Below are 16,700 nucleotides of genomic sequence, written 5' to 3' on the forward strand. Positions count from 1 at the left end.
TCCGATGATTAATCGCAAGGCCATCGGTTATATCACCGCTAACTACTCTTCGTCCTACGGCAGTGTCCTGCTCAAGGACCGCCCCATCGCGTCCGTTCCGTTTTTGGGCCGCTACCGCCTGATCGACTTCCCGCTGTCCAACATGATGAATGCCGGCATTAAGACCGTCGGCGTCGTCATGCCGGGTAACTACCGCTCGCTGATCGACCACGTGGGCTCGGGCAAGGACTGGGGCCTGGACCGCAAGAAGGGCGGCCTGTTCATGGTCCCCGGCAACGCGTATGGCACCACCAAGGGCGGCATGCGCTTCTTGCTGCGCGACATCATCTCCAACAAGACGCTGTTCCAGCGCTCGGAGAAGCCCTATGTCGTGATGATGGGCACCAACATCATCTTTAACATGGACCTCAACACCATCATCGAAGCGCACGAGAACTCCGGTGCCCAGATGACCGTGGTGTACTGCAAGGCCACGCGCAACGTCGATGACGAGACCAAGCTCGAGATTAACGAGAACGGCCGCCTGACGGGCGTGAGCGCCGGCGTCGTGTATGGCGACAACGCGTCCATGGACTGCTGCATCGTCAACCGCGAGACGCTGCTCGAGATCATCGACCACTACCAGGCCGCCGACTATCTGGACCTGCTCGAGGCACTCCAGGGCGACTTTGGCAACATCGACGTGTGCAGCTACGAGTACAAGGGCGAGGTCGTGGGCGTGTTTAGCGAGAAGTCGCTGTATCGCCGCAGCATGGACCTGCTCGACCAGACCGTGGCCGACCAGCTCTTTGACCCTGAGCGCCCGATCCTGACCAAGGCCCACGACGTGCCGCCTTCGCGCTATGCGACCGGCAGCCACGCGTGCAACTCGATCATCTCGGCCGGCTGCATCATCAAGGGCACCGTGCGCAACTCAATCCTGTCACGCGGCGTCGTGGTCGAGGAAGGAGCTTCGGTGACCAACTCGATCATCAACCAGAGCTGCATCATCAAGAGCGGCGCACGCGTTGAGAACGCCATCCTGGACAAGAACAACGTGGTCCCCACCAACACCGAGCTTCGCGGCACGCCCGAGAACATCCTGGTGCTGGGCAAGGCTCCGTTAACTTCCGACACCACCATCGTACGTTAACGTTGGCACCGCAACATCGCTCGTAACATGTAGAATAGCCGCCCGGTTAGCGCCAGGCGGCTATTCTCGAATTGCAACATGGGAGACAATATGGCAGATTCCAGCAAAAAGATGCAGATCGTGTTTGCCTCGGCCGAGTGCGCACCGTTTGTAAAGACCGGTGGCCTGGGCGACGTGGCAGGCTCGCTGCCTGCGGCGCTTGTGCGCGCCGGCGCCGAAGTTATCGTGATGGTGCCCAAGTACGCCACCATAAAGGACGAGTACAAGGCGCAGATGGAGCACTTCTCCGACTTTTACGTGAGTCTGGGCTGGCGCAACGAGTACTGTGGACTCGAGAAGCTCGAGCACGACGGCGTCACCTATATGTTCATCGACAACGAGCGCTACTTTGCGCGCGACTATCCGTACGGCTTCTTTGACGACGGCGAGCGCTTTGCGTTCTTCTCCAAGGCCATCACCGAGAGCCTGCAGCACCTGCCGGCCGACTTTGAGTGCGACATCCTGCACTGCAATGACTGGCAGACGGCACTTGCGCCCGTGTTTTTGCGCGAGTTTTACCAGGGCCTGCCGCTGTATGACCGCGTCAAGACCGTGTTCTCGATCCACAACGTGGCGTTCCAGGGCCAGTTTAGCGACACCGTGATGGAGGACATCCTGGGTGTGGCACACATTCCGGCGGCCGCCTCGCAGCTGCGTTGCGACGCCTGCAGCATCAACTACATGCTGGGCGCCCTGCGCTATGCCGACGCCATAACCACGGTGAGCCCCACCTATGCCAGCGAGATCCAGACGCCCGAGTTTGGCGAGGGCCTGGACGGCGTGCTGCGCGAGCGCTCCTATGCGCTGCAGGGCATTTTGAATGGCATTGACGTGGCGGGCTTTGACCCGGCGACCGACAAGCGCATTGCCGCCAACTACACCGTGGAGGACCGTTCTGGTAAGGCCGTATGCAAGGCCAAGCTGCAGGAAGAGCTGGGGCTCGAGGTTCGCGACGACCGTCCGCTTATGGTCATGGTCACGCGCCTGACGCGCCAGAAGGGCATGGACCTGGTCATGTACGCGCTCGACCGCATTCTGGCCGGCGGCGTGCAGGTGGCGGTGCTGGGCACCGGCGACCGCGACTACGAGGACGGTCTGCGCTACTTCCAGGACAAGTACCCCGGTACCATGGCCGCACGCATCGAGTTCGATCCTGCGCTGTCGCAGCGCATGTATGCCGCCGCCGACATGTTCCTAATGCCTTCGAAGTTTGAGCCCTGCGGCCTGTCGCAGATCATCGCCATGCGCTACGGCACCCTGCCTATCGTGCGCGAGACCGGCGGCCTGAAAGACACTGTGATTCCGTATAACGAGTTTACCGGCGAAGGCACGGGCTTCTCGTTTACCAACTTTAACGGCGACGAGATGGGCGACGCCGTGTTCCGCGCGGCGCGTCTGTTCTGGGATAACCGCGACGCCTGGAACCAGCTGGTAACGCAGGCCATGAGCCAGGACTTTAGCTGGACGCGCTCGGCCGATAAGTATCTGGACCTGTACTTCTTTATGCACCCGGAGATCGAGCGCCCGGTGGCTGTTGTCGACGAGCCTGAGGCTGTTGCTGAGCCGGTGGCCGCTGAGGAGCCCAAGGCCGAAGAGAAGCCGGTTGAGGCCGAGGAGAAGCCGGTTGAGGCTGAGACCGCAAAGGCCGAGCCTGAGGTGAAGGCTGAAGTTGCTCCTGGGGCAGAGGCTGAGGTCAAGCCTGCTGCAAAGCCTGCGGCAAAGAAGACCGCGACTCGTAAGACGACGGCTAAGAAGACCACGACCACGAAGGCCGCTGCGAGCAAGACCACCGCTGCCAAGACAACGACCGCGCGCAAGCGCACGACCGCCGCTGCCAAGAAGGCCGCCGAACCCGAGGTCGCTCCTGAGGTAAAGGCCGAGATCGCTGAGGCCAAGCCGGCCGCCAAGGCTCCGGCAAAGACCGCTGCCAAGAAGGCGACCACGACCGCCAAGAAGGTAACAGCTGCCAAGAAGACCACGGCAACGAAGTCGACGGCCGCCAAGGCTACTGCGACCAAGGCCGCTCCGAAGGCTGCCACAAAGCCCGCCGTCAAGGTTAAGGAGGCAGCCGCCGAGCCTAAGACCAAGGCAGCTGTCGAGGCCAAGCCGACCGCCAAGACCACCACGCGCAAGCGCGCAACGACGACGGCCAAGAAGTCCACGACCAAGGCCGCAGCTGCCAAGGCAGAGGCTAAGCCCGCCGCCGTCAAAGAGGAGCCCAAGCCCGAGGCAAAGCCCAAGCCGGCACCGAAGACCGCTCCGAAGGCTACGGCAAAGGCCGAGCCTAAGGTCGAACCCGCCAAGGAGCCCCCGGTCTCCCCCGCCGCCGCGACCGAGAAAAAAGCGCCGTCCAAGAAGACGTCCGTCCGCAAGGCAACGGCCACCCGCAAGCGCCGCTAGCCCACAGACGATCCAAAACCTCATCAAACCATAAGTAAGGGGCGCTCCAACCGGGCGCCCCTTCTCTGTGGATAGTTGGTAAAACGATTTTCTAGGACAACCGTTCGCCGATGGTAAACGGATGTTGTTTATACAGCCTGTGTACAACAGATATACTTACATCCTGTGCGTAAAGCCCATGGCCAGCAGGCCATGATTCTATTGAACTGGACCGTACTATGAGATTGATACACAACAGCCGCCTGCCGCAGTTTCGCACTCCGTTTGGCGCTGTGACCACTGGCACTTCCGTTTCGCTGTCGGTAATTTTGGAGGATGCCGACCCCAACCAGGCAACGCTCACCCTGCGCACTTGGGTCGATGAGATCGGCGAGTCTCGGTATCCCACGACGCATGAAGGCGACGGCATATTTTCCGTAGAGCTTGAGTGTACCGAGCCCTGTCTTATCTGGTACAGCTTTATCTGCAATATCGAGGGCCAGCCCGAGGTTCGCCTGGGCGCACCGCAGGGCCGCACCGGCGGCGAAGGCGTAACCTACGACTACGCCGAGGTACCTTCGTTCCAGATCACCGTCTATAAGCACCGCGACAACCGCCCCGCCTGGTACGAGCGCGGCATGGTGTACCAGATCTTCCCCGACCGCTATGCCCGCGACGAAAACTGGCGCGAGCGCACGCTGGCCGAAGTCGAAAAACCGCGCAACGGAATCCAGCGCCGCATGATCGAGGACTGGAACGAGCCGCCCGTATACGAGCGCGCCGAGGACGGCTCCATCAAGACCTGGGACTTCTACGGCGGCTCGCTCAAGGGCATCCAAAATGACCTGCCCCGCATCGCGGAGCTGGGCTTTACGGCCATCTACCTGAACCCCATCTTTGAGGCCGCGAGCAACCACCGCTACGACACGGCCGACTACACCAAGATCGACCCGATCCTGGGCACCGAGCAGGACTTTACCGAGCTGTGCCAGGCGGCCGAGAAGCTGGGCATCTCCATCATTCTGGACGGCGTCTTCAACCACACGGGCGATGACTCGATCTATTTCAACCGCTACGGCAACTACCCCGGCGTGGGCGCGTGGCAGAGCGAGGATTCTCCATGGCGCGATGCGTTTTATTTCCACGAGGACGGCTCATACGACTGCTGGTGGGGCGTGGGCAATATGCCCGCCATCAATGAGAGCTCCGAACTGGTACGCGAGCGGCTCCTGGGCAAGGACGGCGTGATTCGTAAATGGCTACGTGCCGGCGCTCATGGCTGGCGCCTCGATGTGGCCGACGAGCTTTCGGACGATTTCCTGGCCGAGATCAAAAAGGCCGTGCTCGCCGAGAAGCCTGATGCACTGTTGCTCGGCGAAGTCTGGGAAGACGCCTCCAACAAGATCAGCTACGGCCATCTGCGCCGCTATCTGCAAGGCTCCGAGCTGGACTCGGCCATGGATTATCCCTTCCGCGACATGGTCATCGGCTTTTTGATGGGCTACAAGAACGCCTACCAGGCAGCCGAGGATATCGAAACCCTGCGCGAGAACTATCCCCGTGAGGCCCTGTCCTGCGCACTTAATCTGCTTTCGAGCCACGACCGTCCGCGCATTATCTCGGTGCTCGGCGGCGGCCCCGACGAGTCGCAGCTGCCCGAGTGCGAGCGCAGCAAATGGCGCCTGGACGAGAACTCGATGGGCCTGGCCAAGAGCCGTTTTTGGCTCGCCACGCTCATGCAGATGACCTTCCCCGGCGTGCCTTCGATCTACTACGGTGACGAATACGGCCTGGAGGGTCTAACCGATCCGGGCAACCGCCGCACCCTGCCGACCAAGGACCAACTGCACGACTTCGACACGCTGGCTATTGTCAAAAACGCCTCCGCCGTACGCCGCGCACTGCCGTTTATGATCGACGGCGAGATCAAGGCCTTCGCGCTCAACGACGAGGTGCTGGCATACAACCGCACGGGCAAGGATGGCGAGGCCGCTACGGTTATCATCAACCGCAGCCTGCGCAATTCACACCGCGTGACGATTCCGGCGCTCGACGAATGTGCGAGCGATGTGATTAGCGGTCACGAGTGCGAGATTCACAATGGCACCGTCACGCTCGACCTGTATCCGCTGGGATCGTCGATCATCTATCACCACGCCGAGCAGCGTCTGCAGGAGCCGCTCGATTACGGTGCGGGCGTTGTGTGCCATATCACATCGGTGCCGACCGACGACGGTAAGCCCGGCACGATCGGCGCGCCCACGCGTCGTTTTATCGACCATATGGCCGCTATGGGCATGCGCTACTGGCAGGTCCTGCCTGTCAACCCGACGGACTTCTTCCGCTCCCCTTACGCCGGTCCTTCGGCCTTTGCAGGCAATATCGACCTGCTGCCCGAAAGCCACAAGGAGCTAGCCGCCGACTTTGAGACCTGGAAGGCCCACGGCGGCGAGGATGCCGATCCGCTGTACACCGCGTTTAAACATCGCAATGCCGATTGGCTCGAGAAGTACTGCGTCTATATGGCCGTCAAAAAGTACTTTGAGGGCGAATCGCGCCACGATTGGCCGGCAGATGTTGCGCGCTACAACGAGCACTTGATTGACGACAAGCGTTTCCACGACGAGGCCGAGCTTCAGGCGTACATGCAGTACCGCTTTGACCTGGCTTGGTGCGAGCTTATGAACTATGCGCACAAGAAGGGCATCGAGGTCATCGGCGATATTCCTATGTACGTGTCCGACGATTCGGCAGATGCGTGGAGCGAACCCGAGAACTTCTGGCTGTCCGATACCGGTAAGGCAATCGAGATCTCCGGTGCGCCGCCCGACAACTTTGCGCCCGAGGGCCAGGTGTGGGGCAACCCGACGTTCCGCTGGGACCACATGAAGCAGAACGGCTATAGCTGGTGGATGGATCGCCTACGTCGTGCGTTTTCGCTCTACGACCGCGTGCGCTTGGATCACTTCCTGGGCTTCCACAGCTACTTTAGCATTCCCGCGGGTAAGGCCTGCGCCGACGGGCGTTGGCTGGCAGGCCCGGGCAAGGACCTGTTCCAGACCGCCTATGACGAGCTGGGGCCGCTCAACTTTATCGCCGAGGACCTGGGCTACCTGACGCCCGGCGTTCGCGCCATGGCCTCGACCTGCGGCTTCCCCGGCATGGACGTGCTGGAGTTTAGCGACTACGATGTCCGTAGCGGCGTGCACCCTACGCCAGGAAAGATCCTGTACACCTCGACGCACGACACGTCGACGCTCGCGGGTTGGTGCACGCGCTCCTTTGCGGGCGGCGACGAGCCGAGCGGTGTTGAGGTGGCAGCCAAGCTGATGAGCGACGCGCTGACAAGCGACGCTCCCCTGGTGATGATGCCGCTGCAGGACGTGCTGGGGCTTGGCGACGACACGCGCATGAACGTACCGGGCGTGGCCACGGGCAACTGGACCTGGCAGGCTGACGAGGCCGACGTTGCGGCCGCTGAGGGCAAAACCGCACAGCTCCTGCGCAACACGCATAGATTCTGGGGCGAAGCGTGATAAAACGCCCGATATAGGGTACAGTTACAGACGTTTGAATTTATGCGGGCAGAGTGATCTGCCCGCTTTGTGCTGAAAAGGAAGTATTATGGCGCGCTACGATTACAAGTGCTCGAGCTGCGGCAACGTGTTTGAGGTTGAGCATCCCATGTCCGAGACTCCCGAGGTCGTGTGCCCGAGCTGCGGTGCCCCGGCGGCCAAGACGTTCTCGACCAGCGGTATTAAATTTGAGGGCAGCGGCTTCTACAACACCGACCAGCGAAGCGGCGGCTCCAGCACCAGCGCCACCAACGGCTGCTGCGCCAACTGCCCGCATAACCACTAGAAACCAATCAGCCCCGCGACCGACACCAATCGCAGGGCTGTTTCTTTAGCTGCCCAGGTTTCCTTATGAGTTGCGCTGAAATAAGGACTGTTTGGCGGGCAGAAGCCGCTATTCAATCCCTATTTCACCGCAACTTAGTCGTTACTTGTGGACCAGGCGGGCGCAGAAGTGGCCGTCGTAGGAGTCGGCGTTTACCGGCACGCTTTGGAAGAGGCCTCGATCGTTCTGGCGTACGGATACGAGCTTCTTGGCCTGATCGAACTCGGGGAGTTGCAGAATCTGCGCCTCGGAGAGCGGCTCCAGGCTAAAACCGGTGCCCTCGGGAGAGTTCAGGAAAGCGTCCACCACCTGCATGTTCTCCTCGTCGAAGACCGAGCACGTCGCATAGATGAGCTCGCCGCCGGCAGCCACGCGGACAGCAGCCTCTTTGAGCATCGTCAGCTGCAGCTTGGGCAGCTCAACCGTCACATCCTTTTCGGTCAGGCGCCACGGGATCTCTGGATGACGACGCATGGTTCCGGTGCCAGAGCACGGCGCATCGATAAAGACTGTGTCGAACTTAACCGGCTCGCCAAGCATGGCATCAAACGATGTGAGCACCTCATCAAGCTCGCAAGCATCACCCGAAACCGTACGAACGCCCTGAATGCCGGCCTTATGCAGGCGAGCGAGATTAAGATCGCACTTGCGATCATGCAAATCGAGCGCCGTATGCTGACGTTCATAGCCCGCACGCTTGGCCTGACACATCATCACATAGGTCTTGGTGCCACGACCGGCACCAATCTCAAGGCAGCTTCCAGGACGCGTGGCAGCTGTGGCGATAAGCTGCGCGTTGAGGTCAGATGCCACCGCGGCAGCACGCTCAAACACACCCGAAGCAACAGTAACCTGGGCATCAACCGGGGCATGGCAGCCCGGGAAGACAGGCGCGAGGAGCTGCGAGATATACGGATCGGGCTTAGTCGCAAAGGCGTTCTCATGCAGGGCCAGCGGTGCGGGGGCCAGATTGCCGGCAAAGTTAAGCGCACCGTCTGGCGTGTCAAACGATGCCATAATGCGAGCGCACAGCCATCGCGGCAAGCCCATCAGGCGCGACAGACGAACCAAGCGTCGCTCGGACTCATCCACGTCGGATGCCGTGGCAAAGTCCTCAACATTGTCCGCAACCTTATGCAGAACGGCGTTCGCCAGACCGGCGGCGGACTTAGCACCGCAGCGAACCAGCTCAACTCCCTGACTTACGGCAACGCGGCCAGACGTATGCAGGTAGAGCATCTCGAAGGCCGAGATACGAAGCGCCATGCGCACACGCGGAGCGACCTTTTTGGGCTTATCGAGAAACTGGTCGAGCAGCTCGTCCAAAATACCCTGCGTGGCGGCAACACCCAGCGCCAAGCGGGCGGCAAAAGCGGAATCGCGCTGGTCAATGGCCTTGGCGGAAGCACGGGACGAGAGCACGTCGCGCGCGTACATGCCGCGGCGATCGGCCTCCATCAGCACATCGAGCGCAAGCTTGCGCGCGGGAGACAGCTTGCTCATGACAAAACACCCCACGAAAGATCGGCACCCTGCAGGCCAGCAGCCCAAGCAGAAGCGGCCATAGCACGCTTGCCATCAGGCTTAACCTCGAGCAACTCAACCGAGCCATCGGAAAGGCCAAGGTAAACACGCTTAGCCTGAACGAGAACCTGACCCTCGCCAAGCGACACATCAGCCGGCGCAGCATCGAGCACGCGCACGGTCTTGCCGGCAACCACGCAACGAGCAGGCGCGGTATCGGAAGAGGCCAGCACATGACGCGCGCAATCGAGCGCCGCCATGTGCGGATCCAAGCGCATCTCCTGCTTAGAAATCTTGGCAGCATGGGTAACGAGCGCCTCATCCTGTTCGATCCACACGGCGGTGCCATCGGCAAGAGAAGGAAGCGTATCGGCAAGCAGTTTGCCGCCGAGCTCAGCGAGCTCCATAGTCAGCGCCTCGGCATGCTTACCGGCAACCGAGGTCGAGGCCTGCGCACAATAGGCGCCGGTATCCACGCCATGCCCAATGCGCATAATAGAAACGCCAGCAATCTCATCACCAGCAAGAATGGCACGCTGAATAGGAGCAGCCCCACGCCAACGAGGCAGCAAGGACGCATGAACATTCACAATACCAAGCGGCGCCATATGCAGCACCTCATCAGGCAAAATACAGCCATAAGCAGCCACACAGAAAATATCAGCCTGGGCAGCCTGGAGCACCTCAACAACCTCAGGCGTCATACGATTAGCCTCAACAACCGGTAACCCCAGCTCAAGCGCCTTAGCCTTAACAGGAGACGGCTCAAGCTTCTTACCACGCCCACGAACAGCATCAGGACGAGTAACAACAAGCGCAATCTCATTCCCAGCCTCAACAAGCGAAGTCAAAGAAGGCACAGCAAAATCAGGCGTACCCATAAACACAATACGCATAAAGAACGTCTCCTCTCAACCAAAGCCGAGACGGCTACAAAGAACAGCGGAAAGCCAAGTCACCAGCCCATCCGCAATAACATTTCAACAAGAACAAATATACCCAAAACCAAAGAAAGAGCCGCAATAAAAGCAGCTCTTTCAGCAAAGCACCTATCAGCGAAGACGCCCATCCCTGGCCCGACGGCACCCGGGCGAACCGAGCCAGAACAACGCAGTCCCCGGTGCTGAGCGCCCACATATCGTCCCGCGCGCAGTTTCGCAGCAAAGCGAGAATGTTTGAGCACGGGATGATATGTGGGCGCTCAGCACCGGGGACGGTGGGGCCTACTCCGTCTCGCCCGGTCGAGCGCCGCGGGCCAGGGCGTCCTGGTACTCCTTGACGGCCTTGAGCCTCTGCATCGGCTTCAGTCGCTCGAACATAGTGTTGCCATGCAGGTGATCGATCTCGTGCTGTAGGCACACGCAGAACAGGTCGCCCGTAGCCTCGTAGCGAATCAGGTTTGCGTCCAAGTCGTACGCCTCGACGACGACATGGTCGGGACGCTCGATCTCGCAGCTAATGCCCGGGATGGAAAGGCAGCCCTCGCTAAACGGCACCAGATGGTCGCTCTGCTCAACAATGACAGGGTTGATGAGCGCGTACGGGTCGTAGTCGTTCTTGTCGCTGTAGTCGCAGTCGATGGTGACGAGCTGAATAAGCTCGCCGATCTGCGGAGCAGCCAGGCCGCAACCGCCGTTGTCGAACATCATCTTCTTCATCTTCTCGGCAAGCGCCTCGATCGCCGGGGTGATCTCCTCGATCACGGCGCACTCCTGACGCAGGCGAGGGTCGGGCGACAGTACGATTCCGTTGGCTTCCATGGCCATCCTTTCGGGTTGTTACATCAAATCATAGGCATCGACGTCAACGCTCACGCTCACGCCGCGCACAGAGCCCACCTCTTTGAGGCAGGCGTTGATATCATCAGAGACATGGTACCCCACAGGCGACTTCACAAGCAGATGGAAGCGGTAACGGTCCTTGGCTCTCTCGATTACACACGAAGCCGGGCCCAGCACCTGGGGCACGGCGCTCCCCGCCCGCAAAAAGTCGGGCGCGGCGGCATGCCAGCGGCGCTTAAGAAGCTTTGCAATGCGCCCAATGAAGTCCTGCGCGTCGTCTCGGTTCGCCGACCACACCAAGATGTTGACCAGGCGAACAAACGGCGGGTACAGCGCGTCGCGGCGCTGGTCCAGGTCGTAGTCGGTAAAGATCGAACGGTCGTGCTCAGCGACGGCGCGAATGACCGGATCCTCGGGCAGGTAGGTCTGGATGATGACCTCGCCGGGACGATCGCCGCGACCGGCACGGCCCGCGACCTGCTCCAGCAGATCGTAGGCGCGCTCCCCTGCTCTAAAATCGGGCAGCTTTAACGCAAAGTCTGCATTAACCACGCCCACAAGCGTGACCTCGGGAAAGTCGAGGCCCTTGGCAATCATCTGGGTGCCCAGCAGCACCGCGCAATCGGCGGCATCGAACTGCTCGAGCAGCTTTTTGTGCGCATCCTTGCCGCGCGTGGAATCGGCATCCATGCGGATGATGGCGACGTCCTCGGGCAGCATCTGGTGCAGCGCGTCCTCGATCTGCTGCGTGCCCAGACCCATTTTTGCAAGGTAGCGACTACCACATTTGGGGCAACGACTCGTGGGCGCGGGATACGGCTGCACGCGCCAGGAGGATCCGCATGTGTGACATTGCAGCGTGTGCGTGCGCTCGTGATACGTAAGGGCGGTGGAGCAGTGGTTGCAGGTGGGGACGCAGCCGCACTCGCGGCACATCAGGAACGGCGCAAAGCCGCGGCGGTTATGCAGCAGCACGGCCTTCTCGCGCCGCTCTACAACGCGCTCCAGGCCTTCCATCAGCGGTTTAGAGAACATTGAGCGGCTGCCGTGCGAAAACTCGCGGCGCAGGTCGGCAATGCGAACCGTGGGCAGGACCGCGTGCCCCGGGCGTTCGGGCATCTCGACGCGCGTCCAGGTGGCACCGTTATACGTGCCGCGGCGGCAGCGGTCGAGGGCCTCGGCAGAAGGCGTGGCCGAGCCCAGCACGAGTGGGCAGCGGTAGCGCCGCGCCATCTCGGCCGCCACCTCGCGAGCGTGGTAGCGCGGACTGGAGCCCTGCTTGTAACTAGTCTCGTGCTCCTCGTCGATGATGATGAGGCCCAAGTCGCTGAGCGGGCAAAAGAGCGCCGAGCGGGCGCCGACCACCACGCGGGCCGCACCGCTGGCGACCATATCCCACTGGTCGAGACGCTCGCCAGCAGAAAGACGCGAATGGAAAACGGCCACCGTCTCGCCAAAGCGCGAGCGGAAGCGGCCGACGGTCTGGGCCGTCAGCGAGATCTCGGGCACCAGCACGCAGGCAGAGCGACCGGCTGCGAGCACGCGCTCGATGGCGGAGAGGTAAACCTCGGTTTTGCCGGAGCCGGTGACGCCGTCGACCAACACCACGTCGCCATGAGCGTCCAGACGGGCGCGCTCAATCTGCGCGAGTGCCCGTTGCTGGCCGTTGGTAAGGGAGACCGGCGCCTTGCCGCTTGCCGAGGACAGCGTGGTCTGCTCGCTGCAGCCACGCCAGGCGCGGCGCTCCTCCACCACCACGACGCCGCGCTTTTCGAGCGCTTTGATGGTCGCCGACATGCTGTTATAGAGAAGGTTGAGGTCGCGCATCGTGACCGGGCCGCACCGGAGCGCCTCGATGAGTTGGCGCTGGCGGACCGCGGTCTTGGGCGGCGTATAGTCAAAGCCTTCGGGCGTAAGCATCACCCAACGGTTTTGGATAGGCTTGACGGCGGGGCGCTCAACCGACCATGCGCCGTCATCGCCCTTAACGACGCGCGGACTGCCGCCCGGGGGCAGGAACAGGCGCAGGCACTCGGAAAGCGTCGCGACATACTCGCGGCTCATCCAACGTGCGATGCGGGCAGCCTCGGCGGTAAAGAGGGGTTTGCTGAGGATGGCCTCGATGGGCTTGATGCGCGCGGGGTCGAGGGCGTTGTTGCCCTGCAGATCGCCCATCTCAGGCGCGATGTCGACGATATAGCCCGCGGCGGCACGGTTACCAAAATGGACTAGGACCGTGGATCCAATCTGCGCCTCGTTAGCAAGGGACCGGGGGATGCCGTAGGCGAATGGCTCGGACAGCGCACGCGTCGGGATGTCGAGGACCACGCTCGCGTAGGCGGCAATGGGCTCGCGCGCAGGCTTAGGCTGAGCCGAGGCAGCGGCAGGCACGGGCTTCACCGGAGCCTCCTCCGGTTCCGGCAAACCAAACAGCGACAGTTGTTGAGCCATACACCACCTCTAACGAACGGACCTGAAAGGGGTGGGACAAAATAATCAGTAGAGTTTGTCCCATGGCCGATACGAGTGTCGAGCTCGTTGCGTCACTCGAACATGGGACAAACACTACTGATTATTTTGTCCCAGCAACCCACTCATCGGTACAGAAACAAGAGCCCCGCTCGGGTGAACGGGGCTCGGATACATGCATTTGCGCGTCTACTACAGCGCCATCGTGCGAGCGCGGTCGATACGCGCCAGGCAGTCGTCGCGGCCGACGAGCGCCATGGTCTCGCCCAGCGGAGGGCTCACCATGTTGCCGCAGACGGCGACGCGCACGGCCTGGAACACCACGCGCTTCTTGAGGTCCATCTGCTCGGGCAGCGGCTCAAGCGCGGCGTCGATGGCCTCGGCAGTCCACTTGTCCACGCCCTCGAGCGCGGCCTTGGCGGCATCCAGAATGGCACCCATACCCTCCTTGGCCAGGCCCTTGTTAACAGACTTCTCGTCATACTCGAGCGTCTCGGCCGTAGCAAAGATGGGAGCAGCGACGGTCACGGCGTCGGCCGGCATCTTGGTGCGCGGCTTAACGATGGCAGCAAGCGCATCGATCCAATCCTCGCCGTACTCGACATTACCCTCGATAAGACCCGCCTCATGCAGCTCGGGGACCATGATCTCGTCGGCAAACTGGGCGTCAGACATACCGTTGATATACTCAGCATTGACCCAGTCGAGCTTCTTGGGGTCGAAGGTCGCCGGGTTCTTGGAGATGCGGTCGAGCGAGAACTTGCTGGCCAGGACATCGCGCGGGATGATCGTGGTCTCGCCGTCGAGCGACCAGCCGAGCAGCGCCAGATAGTTGACGAAGGCGTCGGACAGGTAACCGGCGTCGCGGTACTCCTCCACCGAGGTGGCGCCGTGGCGCTTGGAGAGCTTCTTGCCGTCGGCGCCCAGGATCATGGAGATGTGGGCGAACGTGGGCACGGGCGCGCCGAGGGCCTCGTAGACCATGACCTGGCGCGGGGTGTTGGACAGGTGGTCGTCGCCGCGGATGACATGGGTGATCTTCATCATGGCGTCGTCGACGACGGTCGCGAAGTTATACGTAGGCGTGCCGTCGGAGCGGAAGATGACGAAGTCGTCGAGCTCCTTGGCGTCGAAGGTCACCTCGCCGTGGACGGCGTCGTGGATGACGACGTCGCCGCGATCCTCGGGCACCTTGATGCGCAGAACGTAGGACTCGCCGGCCTCGATGCGGCGGCGGGCCTCCTCGGGATCAAGATCGCGGCAACGGCGCTGATAGCCCTGGAAGGGGTCCTTGCGCTCCTGCGCGGCCTTGCGGTCGGCGTCGAGCTGCTCCTTGGTGCAGAAGCAGGGATAGGCCTTGCCCTCGTTCCAAAGCTTCTGGGCGGCCTGCTTGTACAGGTCCAGGCGCTCGGTCTGGGCGTAGGGGCCAAAGTCGCCGCCCACCTCGGGACCCTCGTCCCAGTCCAGGCCCAGCCAACGCATGGCGCGCAGGATGATCTGCGTATTCTCGTCGGTGGAGCGGGTGGGGTCGGTGTCGTCGATGCGCAGGATAAACGTGCCGCCGTTTGCACGGGCGAAAGCCCAGTTATAGATAGCGGTGCGGGCGCCGCCGATGTGCAGCTTGCCCGTGGGTGAGGGTGCAAAGCGGACGCGAACGTCTGATGCCATGGAAATCTCCTCGATTGCAGGATGGATGTCTAACCGCACTAGTATAAAGCATCAAAGCAACCTCCGCACAAAGGGCACCGACCCACTCATTGGGGACAGACTTAAATGACTACCCAATGAGCACCCGACTGGTCATTTAAGTCTGTCCCCAATGAGTAGGTGCGGAAAGGGTGTGAATGTTTGATTTACGCGCTATGATGTGCCCTTGCATAGAGAGCCCGGCGGAATGGTAACGGTCGCCGGGACACGTTTTTGAAAGGACAATCATGTCAGAAGAACTTCGTTCCATCCCACCCCAACACGGGTCCTTTGTTTTTACGTCGGAGTCGGTGACCGAAGGTCATCCCGATAAGATCGCTGACCAGATCAGTGACGCCGTCCTCGACGCAATCCTCGCCAAAGAAATAGAGCTCCAGGAGCAGGGCTACATCGCCCCCAACGGCGTGCCTGCCAACGTGGAGAACGTCCGCTGCGCCTGCGAGACCCTCGTGACCACCGGCACCGTCATCGTCGCCGGCGAGATTCGCACCCAGGCCTACGTCGACGTACAGGAAATCGCCCGCGGCGTCATCCGCCGCATTGGCTACAACCGCGCCAAGTTCGGTTTTGACTGCGACACCTGCGGCGTTATGAGCCTCATCCACGAGCAGTCGCCCGATATCGCCCAGGGCGTTGACGAGTCCTTCGAGACTCAGACCGGCGCTACCACCGACCCGATCGACCTGATCGGCGCCGGCGACCAGGGCATGATGTTCGGTTATGCCTCCAACGAGACCAAGACCCTCATGCCCATGCCGCACTACCTGGCAAGCCGCCTGGCCGAGCGCCTGGCTGCCGTGCGCCATGACGGAACCCTGCCCTACCTGCGCCCCGACGGCAAGACCCAGGTCACGGTGCGCTACGAGGAAGGTAAGCCCGTGGAGGTCACGACCATCGTCATCTCCACGCAGCACGCCGCCGAGATTGAGGACATGGGCAAGATCAAGGCCGACCTCATCGAACACGTCATCACCCCGGTCATGGCCGCCGAGAACATGCCGTGGGACAACGCGGACATCTACGTGAACCCCACCGGTCGCTTTGTCGTGGGCGGCCCCATGGGCGACACGGGCCTCACCGGCCGCAAGATCATCGTCGACACCTACGGCGGCTACGGCCGTCACGGCGGCGGCGCCTTTAGTGGCAAGGACTGCACCAAGGTTGACCGCTCCGCCGCGTATGCCGCGCGCTGGGTCGCCAAGAACGTGGTCGCCGCCGGTCTGGCCGACCGCTGCGAAGTCGAGCTGGCCTACGCCATCGGCGTTTCCAAGCCCCTCTCAATCATGGTCGACACCTTCGGTACTGCGCATGTTGCCGAGGACAAGATCGTTGAAGCCGTAGAGAAGACCTTCGACCTGCGCCCGGGCGCAATCATCCGCGACCTGGACCTGCGTCGACCGATCTACGAGAAGACAGCAGCCTACGGCCACTTCGGCCGAGAAGACGCCGACTTCACCTGGGAGAAAACCGATCGAGTCGAAGAACTCAAAGCAGCCTGCGGGCTGTAATTGGGAACCACCAAGGTCACAACGCGCACACGCTTTCAAAAGAAGTACCGCCCCCAAGCGGTACTTCTTTTTTATTAATCCGGTAGTGAAGATGTTTCGATATGAACCTACGCTGCGTCACTAGCTAATGAATTTTGCAGCACGGGCACTCCAACCATGTATCCTTAGTCCCGAGGGGCGGGGCATAAGGTCGATCGCGAGTTCCGCACGAGCCGGAGAGCACTTAATGTGCTCTCCGTGCGAGTCAGGACTGTCCGAGCA

At 61.5% G+C, this 16,700-nt stretch carries 10 protein-coding genes; 5 read left to right on the forward strand and 5 right to left on the reverse strand.

Annotation, left to right across the window (positions count from 1 at the left end; all coding sequences use genetic code 11):
- Positions 1–4 precede the first annotated feature (4 nt).
- From glgD to PMX72_RS07670, 4 genes are all read left to right on the forward strand, one after another.
- Positions 5–1,132 carry a glucose-1-phosphate adenylyltransferase subunit GlgD gene (glgD, locus tag PMX72_RS07655; protein WP_117564079.1) on the forward strand — a complete coding sequence of 376 codons (1,128 nt, stop codon included), beginning with the start codon at positions 5–7 and terminating at the stop codon, positions 1,130–1,132.
- Between the two features lie 90 nt (positions 1,133–1,222).
- The gene (glgA, locus tag PMX72_RS07660; RefSeq protein ID WP_271729107.1) at positions 1,223–3,571 is read left to right on the forward strand and encodes a glycogen synthase GlgA; all 2,349 of its coding nucleotides are present in this window, start codon (positions 1,223–1,225) and stop codon (positions 3,569–3,571) included.
- 218 nt (positions 3,572–3,789) lie between these two features.
- On the forward strand, positions 3,790–7,086 hold the full coding sequence (locus PMX72_RS07665) for a 4-alpha-glucanotransferase (RefSeq protein WP_271729108.1): 3,297 nt from the start codon (positions 3,790–3,792) through the stop codon (positions 7,084–7,086).
- 88 nt (positions 7,087–7,174) lie between these two features.
- Entirely contained in the window at positions 7,175–7,411 is a 237-nt protein-coding gene (locus tag PMX72_RS07670) for an FmdB family zinc ribbon protein (RefSeq protein ID WP_118334366.1), read from the forward strand.
- 141 nt (positions 7,412–7,552) lie between these two features.
- Here PMX72_RS07670 and PMX72_RS07675 read toward each other — a convergent pair whose 3' ends face one another.
- The 5 genes from PMX72_RS07675 to gltX all read right to left on the reverse strand — a co-directional run bounded on the left by PMX72_RS07675 (position 7,553) and on the right by gltX (position 14,892).
- Positions 7,553–8,953: an RsmB/NOP family class I SAM-dependent RNA methyltransferase gene (locus PMX72_RS07675; protein WP_271729109.1), complete on the reverse strand. Its 1,401-nt coding sequence runs from the start codon at positions 8,951–8,953 to the stop codon at positions 7,553–7,555.
- Positions 8,950–9,870 (reverse strand): methionyl-tRNA formyltransferase, encoded by a 921-nt coding sequence (gene fmt / locus PMX72_RS07680; protein ID WP_117736341.1) that lies wholly within the window; start codon positions 9,868–9,870, stop codon positions 8,950–8,952. Before fmt ends, PMX72_RS07675 begins: the two co-directional genes overlap by 4 nt.
- A gap of 327 nt (positions 9,871–10,197) precedes the next feature.
- Positions 10,198–10,734, reverse strand: coding sequence for a peptide deformylase (gene def / locus PMX72_RS07685; RefSeq protein WP_271729110.1), 537 nt, complete (start codon positions 10,732–10,734; stop codon positions 10,198–10,200).
- A gap of 18 nt (positions 10,735–10,752) precedes the next feature.
- A complete protein-coding gene (gene priA, locus PMX72_RS07690) occupies positions 10,753–13,206 on the reverse strand; it encodes a replication restart helicase PriA (protein ID WP_271729111.1) in 2,454 nt (817 codons plus the stop codon).
- Between the two features lie 210 nt (positions 13,207–13,416).
- On the reverse strand, positions 13,417–14,892 hold the full coding sequence (gene gltX / locus PMX72_RS07695) for a glutamate--tRNA ligase (protein WP_271729112.1): 1,476 nt from the start codon (positions 14,890–14,892) through the stop codon (positions 13,417–13,419).
- Positions 14,893–15,158: 266 nt separating this feature from the next.
- Between gltX and metK the strand changes: the two genes are divergently transcribed.
- Positions 15,159–16,439 (forward strand): methionine adenosyltransferase, encoded by a 1,281-nt coding sequence (gene metK, locus PMX72_RS07700; RefSeq protein ID WP_117636948.1) that lies wholly within the window; start codon positions 15,159–15,161, stop codon positions 16,437–16,439.
- Positions 16,440–16,700: the final 261 nt, after the last annotated feature.

The organism is Collinsella aerofaciens (assembly GCF_028207065.1).
In the GTDB taxonomy this organism is placed as follows: Bacteria; Actinomycetota; Coriobacteriia; order Coriobacteriales; family Coriobacteriaceae; genus Collinsella; species Collinsella aerofaciens_AR.